This is a genomic window from Streptomyces milbemycinicus, from assembly GCF_002154605.1.
GTDB classification, from domain to species: Bacteria; Actinomycetota; Actinomycetes; order Streptomycetales; family Streptomycetaceae; genus Streptomyces; species Streptomyces milbemycinicus.
The window spans coordinates 1-8,223 of record NZ_MUNE01000191.1; the positions used below are offsets into that span (position 1 = coordinate 1).

General features: G+C 73.4%; 7 protein-coding genes and 2 pseudogenes. 4 read left to right on the forward strand and 5 right to left on the reverse strand.

Annotated features, from left to right (window positions below):
* The 3 genes and pseudogenes from CCN51_RS17120 to CCN51_RS57425 form a co-directional block, all read left to right on the forward strand.
* Window positions 1-845 (forward strand): annotated as a pseudogene (locus CCN51_RS17120) (hypothetical protein); the annotation flags it as partial.
* Window positions 846-971: 126 nt separating this feature from the next.
* Window positions 972-1,202 (forward strand): FmdB family zinc ribbon protein, encoded by a 231-nt coding sequence (locus tag CCN51_RS17125; protein ID WP_043487702.1) that lies wholly within the window; start codon window positions 972-974, stop codon window positions 1,200-1,202.
* Window positions 1,203-1,422: 220 nt separating this feature from the next.
* Window positions 1,423-1,959, forward strand: a pseudogene (locus CCN51_RS57425) (DUF4383 domain-containing protein); the annotation flags it as partial.
* Window positions 1,960-2,182: 223 nt separating this feature from the next.
* On the opposite strand, the gene CCN51_RS17135 reads toward CCN51_RS57425, so the two are convergent.
* Genes CCN51_RS17135 through CCN51_RS17145 form a run of 3 tightly spaced genes read right to left on the reverse strand, consistent with a single transcriptional unit; the run spans window position 2,183 to window position 4,667 of the window.
* A complete protein-coding gene (locus CCN51_RS17135; RefSeq protein ID WP_055414309.1) occupies window positions 2,183-2,794 on the reverse strand; it encodes an O-methyltransferase in 612 nt (203 codons plus the stop codon).
* A gap of 59 nt (window positions 2,795-2,853) precedes the next feature.
* Window positions 2,854-3,507, reverse strand: a complete 654-nt coding sequence (locus tag CCN51_RS17140) for a response regulator (protein ID WP_014180057.1) — start codon at window positions 3,505-3,507, stop codon at window positions 2,854-2,856.
* Entirely contained in the window at window positions 3,498-4,667 is a 1,170-nt protein-coding gene (locus tag CCN51_RS17145) for a sensor histidine kinase (protein WP_014180056.1), read from the reverse strand. Before CCN51_RS17145 ends, CCN51_RS17140 begins: the two co-directional genes overlap by 10 nt.
* Before the next feature lie 134 nt (window positions 4,668-4,801).
* Between CCN51_RS17145 and CCN51_RS17150 the strand changes: the two genes are divergently transcribed.
* Window positions 4,802-5,425, forward strand: coding sequence for a DedA family protein (locus CCN51_RS17150; RefSeq protein WP_014180055.1), 624 nt, complete (start codon window positions 4,802-4,804; stop codon window positions 5,423-5,425).
* A gap of 33 nt (window positions 5,426-5,458) precedes the next feature.
* Here the strand turns inward: CCN51_RS17150 and CCN51_RS17155 are convergent, their stop codons facing one another.
* Window positions 5,459-6,310 (reverse strand): HAD family hydrolase, encoded by an 852-nt coding sequence (locus tag CCN51_RS17155; protein ID WP_014180054.1) that lies wholly within the window; start codon window positions 6,308-6,310, stop codon window positions 5,459-5,461.
* A partial coding sequence (locus CCN51_RS17160; RefSeq protein ID WP_086859700.1) for a cysteine protease StiP domain-containing protein occupies window positions 6,310-8,223 on the reverse strand: 1,914 nt, incomplete at its 5' end. The genes CCN51_RS17155 and CCN51_RS17160, both read right to left, overlap by 1 nt.

The window sequence follows — 8,223 nt, forward strand, 5'->3', positions numbered from 1 at the left end:
CATCCAGCGCGCCGCCCGCCGCGCGCAGCGCCTGCCGGGCCCGCTCCACGGCGGGCGGCGCGCTGGATGCCGTACGGGGGTCCGGGCTGCGGGCCGACGATCTGGCGGCGCGGCTGGCCGCGCTGGCGCCCGAGCTGACCAAGCTCAACGAGGGGGCGGGCCGGCACGGCGTGCAGGAGACCATCCGGCGCGCGGACGATGTGCTGCGCCGGGCGGAGGCGGTGCGCGGCGAGGCGGAGCGGCTGCCGGAGCGGGCCGCGGAGATCGACCGGCGGCTGGTGTCGCTGCGTACCCGCGCGCAGGCGATCACCACGCGTACGGAGGGCGTCGCGCCCGTGCTGAGCGAGTTGCGGCGGCGCTACAGCGCGGCCTGCTGGCAGGATCTGCAGACCGTGCCGGCGCAGGCCGCGGACGACGTCGCGCGGGCCGAGGCGAAGCTCAAGGAGGCCCAGGAGGCGCGTGACGAGCAGCGCTGGGCCGATGCCACCGCCCTGCTCGCGACCGTACGGGCGCTGCTGAACACCACGGACGAGGCGGTGTCCGCGGCCGGCGACCGACTGCGGCGGCTGGACGAGGTGTCGTACGACCGGAACAAGGAAGTCGAGCGCACGCGCTTCGCCATCCGCGACGCGCAGCGCCTGGCCATGGCCGGGCGCGACACCCCCGACCCGCGCCATGCGCGGCCGCTGGACGGCGCGGTGGAGCGGCTGGACCGGGCGATCGCGGGCCTGGAGGGGCGGCACCCGGACTGGTGGCACTTCCTGTCCGAGACGGAAGCCGTCCGGCAGACCGTCGCCCACGTGGTGCAGGAGATCCGCGAGGAGCGTGGCAGCGGCGCGCACTGAGCCTGGCGGCTGGGCAGTGGGGCGCGCCCCGTGCCCGCTGCCCCGCGCCGCAGCGCCGTGCTGGCCTGCGGTTTCGCGTGCTTTGTGCGCTGTTGGACGGCCTCTCTCCTGGCTATGCTGCCTCCTATGCCTCGCTACGAATACCGATGCCGCGCCTGCGGGACCACTTTCGAGCTGAACCGGCCCATGGCCGAGTCCTCGGCGCCCGCGTCCTGCCCTGACGGGCACGACGACACGGTGAAGCTGCTCTCGACGGTCGCCGTCACCGGCGCCGCCTCCTCCGCCCCGGCGCGCTCCCAGGCCCCCGGTGGCGGTGGCGGTGGCGGCGGATGCTGTGGGGGCGGCTGCTGCGGATGAGGTTGGGCGGTCGCGGTTGGGCGGTCGCGGTCGGGCCGTCGCGGTCGGGCCGTCGCGGTTGAGTCGGCCCAGTTGAGCCGGACCGGTTGGGGGCGGATCCTGGGAGGTACGTACGCAGGTACGGCCTCGACCGCGCAGCGCGCAGCACCGCGAGGCCGGGGTCTCCGCGAGCGGCAGGGGTAAAACCCGTCAGCCGGAAGCAGCCCGAAGGAGGCCGGAGATGGCTACTGGCCACACCTCCCCCATCGGTCCCCACCCAGCGGGGATCGGACGCCAGTTCCCGGAGCGGATCGGCGTCCGTATCAAGCTCGACGAGCATCTGCCGGTCGACCACCGGCTCAGCCAGGTCTACCGCGTCGGTGCGGGCCTGATGGGTCTGGTCCTGATCGCCTTCGGCATCCTGGGCCTGATCCACCAGATCGGTTTCTTCGACACCGGCGGCGCCACCGTCGCCGAGCTGAACACCAACGGCGCGCTGAGCGTGCTGTCCATCGTCATCGGTGCGCTGCTGGTCGTCGGCATGGTCATCGGCGGCAACTTCGCCTCGACCCTCAACATCGTGCTGGGCGTCCTCTTCCTGCTGAGCGGTTTCGTCAATCTCGCCCTGCTGGAGACGTCCTTCAATTTCCTGGCCTTCCGCCTCCAGAACGTGCTGTTCAGCTTTGTGGTCGGCCTGATGCTGATGTGGTTCGGCATGTACGGGCGGGTCAGCGGCGGGTTGCCGCACGACAATCCGTACTGGCAGGCCCGCCACCCCCTACTCGCCGAACGTGAGGCGCACGCCCGGGAGCTCCGGGCCGGTCACGGCCACGGTCGGGAGGCCGGTCGCGGCGATCAGCCTCCCCCTGCGCCACCCGGCAAGTGGGGCAAGCTCGATCAGCCCCCCAGCGCGTCCTCAGCCTCGCAATCCGAAGAGCGGCAACAAGAAGGACGGCAGCAAAGAGGGCGGCACGCCCGGCGGCTGCTGCGGCGGCGCAGGTTCAGCGGCGGCGGGCCAGGGTCAGCCCATCCGCGACCGTCAGCATGACCGACTCCATCCGGTCGTCGGCGGCCACATGCTCGTTGAACGCCTTGATCGCCGCGCCCGACCCCGTCGCCTCCGGGTCGACGACGGACCCGTGGAAGAACACGTTGTCCGCGACGATCAGCCCGCCCGGGCTCATCCGCGCCACCAGTTCCTCCCAGTACGCGATGTAGTTGCCCTTGTCCGCGTCGAGGTAGGCCAGGTCGATATGCGGCTCGGCCGGCATCGCCCGCAGCGTGTCCAGCGCGGGCGCGATCCGCAGGTCGATACGGTCCGCGACCCCGGCCTTGGCCCAGGCGTCCCGGCCGTACGCCGTCCACTCCTCCGAGATGTCGCAGGCGATCAGCTTGCCGTCGGCGGGCAGCGCCTGCGCCATCGACAGGGCGGAGAAGCCGGTGAAGGTGCCGACCTCGACGATGTGCCGGGCGCCGGTCAGCCGCACCAGGAACGCCAGCAGCGGGCCCTGCTCCTCGGCGGACTGCATACCCGCGTACCCGGGCAGCTGGGCATGCGTGACCTCGACGAGCTCGCGCTGGACCGGGTCGAGCGGCGGGTTGTGGCCCAGCATGTAGCCGTACAGCTCGTCCGTGACCGGCGTGCTCTTACTCTCGGCCAACGTGGCCCCCTTCAGCTTCCCAGGTAACGCAGTACAGCCAGTACGCGGCGACTGTAACCCGAACTCGCGGGGAGTTCGAGCTTGTCGAAGATCGCGTTGATGTGCTTTTCGACGGCGCTGCGCGAGACATGCAGCCGCTCCGCGATGGCCGTGTTGGCGTGGCCCTGCGCCATCGCGCCGAGGACGTCCCGCTCGCGCGGGGTGAGCCGGCTGAGCGGGTCGGTGTGGGTGCTGCGGGCCAGCAGTCTGCGGACGACCTCGGGGTCGAAGGCGGCCCGGCCCGCCGCGACCCGCTCCAGCGCGTCCAGGAACTCGTCGACCTCCACCACCCGGTCCTTGAGCAGATATCCGACCCCCGCGCCGCCGTCCTCGGAGGTGAGCAGTTCGGTCGCGTACCGCTTCTCCACGTACTGCGACAGCACCAGCACACCGATGCCGGGGTGGCGCCGCCGGATCTCCAGCGCCGCCCGCAGCCCCTCGTCGCTGTGCGTCGGCGGCATCCGTACGTCGACCACCACCGCGTCCACGTCCGGGTGCCGTCCCACCGCCTCGACCAGCGCCGTGCCGTCGCCCACCGCCGCCACCACCTCGTGGCCCTCCTCGGCGAGCAGCCGCACCAGGCCCTCGCGCAGCAGGGTCGAGTCATCGGCCAGGATCACGCGCATGGCAGCTCCGCGCTGACCGTCGTGGGTCCGCCGGGCGGGCTGACCACCCGCAGCCGGCCGTCCAGCGCCGCCACCCGCCGGGCCAGGCCCAGCAGCCCGCCGCCCGCCGGGTCGGCGCCGCCCCTGCCGTCGTCGGTGACCCGTATCAGCAGCCCGCCCAAGGCCCCCACCTCCGTCTCCCGCCCGGTCAGCGCCACCGTGATCCGCTCCGCGCCCGAGTGCTTGATCGCGTTGGTCACCGCCTCGGCGACCACGAAGTACGCCACTGTACGAACCGCCTCCCCCGGCTCCGCCGTCAGCCCGTACTCCAGCCGCACCGGGATGGCCGACCGCTCGGCGACCGCCTCCAGCGCCGCCCGCAGCCCGGCCTCGTCCAGCGCCGTGGGGTACACCCGCCACGCCACCTCGCGCAGATCGGTCAGCGCGGCCCGGCTCTCCTCGTGGGCCTGGACGAGCAGGGCGCGCGCCTTGTCGGGGTCCTGGCTGCGGCGGGCCCGGCCGAGCAGCATGCCGAGGGCGACGATCCGCTGCTGCACCCCGTCATGCAGATCGCGCTCGATACGGCGGCGCTCGTCGTGCACCGCGTCCACGACCCCGGCACGGCTGGTGGACAGCTCGTCGATCCGGCGGCGCAGGGCCTCGCGGTGGCTGGGGCCGAGGAAGTGGCGGGCCAGCTGCCCCTCCAGGAGCGCGACGCCGACGATGCCCTGGAGGGCGAGGAACAGCAGGAAGAGCCCGCCGATCGCGGAGGTGGTGATCGTGATCCACTCGCCGTCGCGCATGATGAACCAGCCCCACAGCAGCAGGCTGCCGTACGCGGTGCCGGCCACCACGGCCAGCAGCACCAGCCCGCCCAGCAACCCCAGCGACCAGCGCGCCGCCACATACTGGCGGGCGCCGCGGTCGTCGTAGTCGGCCGCGATCTCATGGCCCAGGAAGCGGGCCAGCCGGCGGCGCTCCGTCTCCGTCAGCCGCCGCGCCCCGGCCGTCACCGCGCCCAGCACGCACCGCCGGGCCGCCGGCCATCCGCCCGGCCAGGTCCGTACGCACAGCAGGGCCAGGCCCGCCACCGCGACGCACACCAGCTCCACGACGGCCGTGCCCGCGCCGATCAGCAGCCCGCCCGCCAGGCGCAGCCCGCGCCGTAGCCATCTCCCCATGAGCGGCCACGTTAGTAGCGCGCATCGGCCCGCACACTGAGGATTTCCGCAGGTTGTGGGTGCGGTGCACGACCCCGGGGCCGGGTGGGCGCCCTCATGGTCCCCAGGCGGCCGCCTTTCTAGCGTCGTCGGACATGAGCGACCGGATCACCGACTGGGCCACCGGCCTGATGGACACCCTTGGCGCGCCCGGCGCGGGCGCCGCCATCGCCCTGGAAAACCTCTTCCCGCCCCTGCCCAGCGAGGTGATCCTGCCGCTGGCGGGATTCGCCGCCGCGCAGGGCGATATGAACCTGTACGCCGCACTGCTGTGGACCACGGCCGGCTCGGTGATCGGGGCGCTCGCCCTGTACTGGGTGGGCGGACTGCTCGGCCGGGACCGTACGGTCGCGATCGCCGCGCGGCTGCCGCTGGTGAAGGTGGCGGACATCGAGCGGACGGAGCAGTGGTTCGCCCGGCACGGCACGAAGGCCATCTTCTTCGGGCGCATGGTGCCGATCTTCCGCAGCCTCATCTCCGTACCCGCCGGGATCGAGCGGATGCCGGTGCCCGTCTTCCTGGCGCTGACCACGCTCGGGAGCCTGATCTGGAACACGGTGTTCGTGCTGGCCGGGTACGCGCTGGGGGACAACTGGCACGAGGTGACGGACTACGTGTCGGTGTACTCCAAGGTGGTGGCAGGCGCGGCGGCGCTGGGGGTGGTGGCGTTCGTGGGCGTACGGATCTTCCGGCCGGGGCGGGGGCAGCGGCGGGGTTAGCAACAGGGGCGAACGGGTTACGGGGGTATGGGGCTACAGGGTTACGGCACCCTCGGCGTCCGCCACCCCGGCCCGGGCCGCGAAGGCTCGCAGGATCTGCTCCCCCGCCGCCACGCCCCGCTCCTCCAACGCGATCACCTGCGGCGCCGTCCAGCCCTCGTCGGCGAGTTCGCCGTGGCCCGGCCGCCAGGCGCGGTCGGCGGCCAGGAGAAGGTCGGCGTCCAGGAGCGAGTCCCCGGCGCCCAGCACCTCGCGCGCCCCCGTACGGCGCGCGATCTCGGCGACCGCCGCGCTCTTGGTGAGCGGCTTCGGCACGGCGTAGATCTTGCGGCCCTGCAGCGAGACCGTCCAGCCGCGCTCCTCGGCCCAGGCGGTCAGCTCCTTGACGTATCCCTCGGGCAGCAGGGCCCGTTCGACGACCAGGTAGGCGAACAGGTCCTCGGCCACCCGCTCCTTGAGCAGCCAGGCCGGATCCGCGGTACGGATGAGATGGGCGCGGACCTCCTCCAGCGGCGCGCACGCCGCGGCGAGGCGGGCGCGTACGGACGCCTGCCAGTCCGGGTCGGACTCGCCGTCGACCAGCAGATGCCCGCCGTTCGCACAGATCGCGAAGCGGGGGGCGGGGCCGGGCAGGCGCACGCGGCCGTACTGCTCGCGGGTGCGTGTCGTGGTCGGTACGAAGACGGCGCCACGGGCCAGCTCGGTGAGCAGCCCGGCCGCGGTCTCCGTCATATACGACAGCGGCTGATGGCCGTACACCTCGACGCAGAGCAGGCGGGGCGCCTCGGCGTCCGGCATACGGAGGTCGAGGGCGGCCGCGGAGTAGATCAGCGTGCGGTCGAGGTCGCTCGCGATCAGCAGGGGCGACTGCTCATAGCTGGTCATCACGCGCTCACCGCCTTACCGTCCGCGCCCGTCGCGCCGCGCGTATAGCGGGGGTGGATCAGCCCGACGCACGAGTACGGCAGCCCGTCCACCTCCTCCACCGGCACCCCGCGCTGCTCGGCCAGCAGCCGCACATGGGCCAGGTCCGCTCCGGCGTCGCGCGACGCGAGGATCTTCCACGGGACGCGGCGCAGCAGCACCCGCGTCGTCTCGCCCACGCCCGGCTTGACGAGGTTCACGTCGTGGATCCCGTACTCCTCGCTGATCCGCTCGACGGCCGCCCACCCCTCCCAGGTCGGGCTGCGGTCGGCGGCCGCGAGCTCCTTCACATCGGCGGCGACCTGGTCGGCGACCTCGTCGAAGCGGGCCGCGACGGTGTCGAGGAAGAGCCCGGAGACATCGGCGCCGGACAGTTCGCGGTAGAACTTCCCGCCGTGGAAGTCGTCGGGCCCGACCAGGTCGGCGCGGAGCACGGTGCGCGATATCAGCCCGGAGACGGTCGAGTTGAGGCAGGCGGAGGGGATGAGGAAGTCATCGCGCGTGCCGTACGTCTCGACGCAGCGGCCGGGGTCGGCGAGTACGGCGATCCGCGGATCGAAGCCGGGGTACGGCCGTACGGCCTCGGCCAGTTCGCGGGTGATCGCGCCCTTGCCGGTCCAGCCGTCGATGAACACCACGTCGGCCGGGTCGTGACGGTCCGCCAGCCAGCGCAGCGCCGTGGTGTCGATACCGCGGCCGCGCACGATGGAGATGGCGTAGTGCGGCAGGTCGAGACCGTGTGCATGGCGCGCCCAGCGGCGCATCAGCACGCCGACGGGGGTGCCGGCCCGGGCCAGCGACACCAGGACGGGGCGCGGCGAACGCTCGGCGAGCACGGTCTCGGTGACCGCGCCGACCGCCCGCGCGATACGCGCCGCGGAGGTGGTGAGCGCGGCCCGGAACAGCGCCTGGTACTCCTCGGTGGGCTGGTATTCGACGGGCAGCGACTCGGCGTAGTGCGCGCCGCCGCTCTGGATCGCCTCCTCGCGCTCCTCGGTGGGCGCCTCGAGCGTGACGTCGGAGAAGTCCTGCAGCAGCCAGCCGACCTCGTCGGGGGCGTACGAGGAGAACGCGGGGCCGCGCAGCGGCTCCGGCAGCGGCGGTTGTGACATGGGGGGCGCCTGTCGCTCGGGAGTGTGGGTCTTCGGCGTGTAGGACGGTACGACGGCCAGCAGGAGGCGGTCGGTGTGCGCGGCGAGGTGGGCCAACAGCCCGTCCGTGGCGTGCAGTTCGGGGGTGTCGGCCGACGAGTCGACGACGGCGACGATCGCGTCGAAGCGGCGCGTGGGGTCGCCGCCGGGGGCGACGTTGTAGGCGTAGCGCTCGCCGGGCCCGTCGGCGGGCGCGTCGTGCGCGGGGAAGGCGAGACGGGTACGGATCGCGTAGCCGGGGTCGTCGACGGCCAGCACGGGCGAGCGCGTGGTGGTCGAGTACCGCACCTCGACCCCGCCGGACCCGGTGTCCGGCCCCGTGCCCAGCGCGGTCTCCAGCGCCTCGGCGATCCGCAGCGGCGCGTACATCAGCTCCTCGAAGCCAAGGACGAGCACCCGCCGCGGCTGGCTGCCCAGCGCCTCGGCGATACGGGCTGCCATCCCCGGAAGCGCGGCCTCCAGCCGCTCCCGGTGGGCAGGCGTAAAGCCGTGCCGCCCGCCGTCGGGCAGCCCCTGCGGCCAGCCGAGCTCGACGCGGAGCGGCCCTGTATGCGCGGTGTGGCCGGCACTCCCCGCCCCCGGCGCAGGCTCCGAACCGGACCCGGCCGCAGCCGCAGACCCGGGACCCGAGCCGGGCACACTCGCAGGCACGGACCCCAAGCCTGGCGCAGCCGCTGGCGCGGGCGCGGAGGCAGGCACAGGCGCGGAGGCAGGCACAGGCGC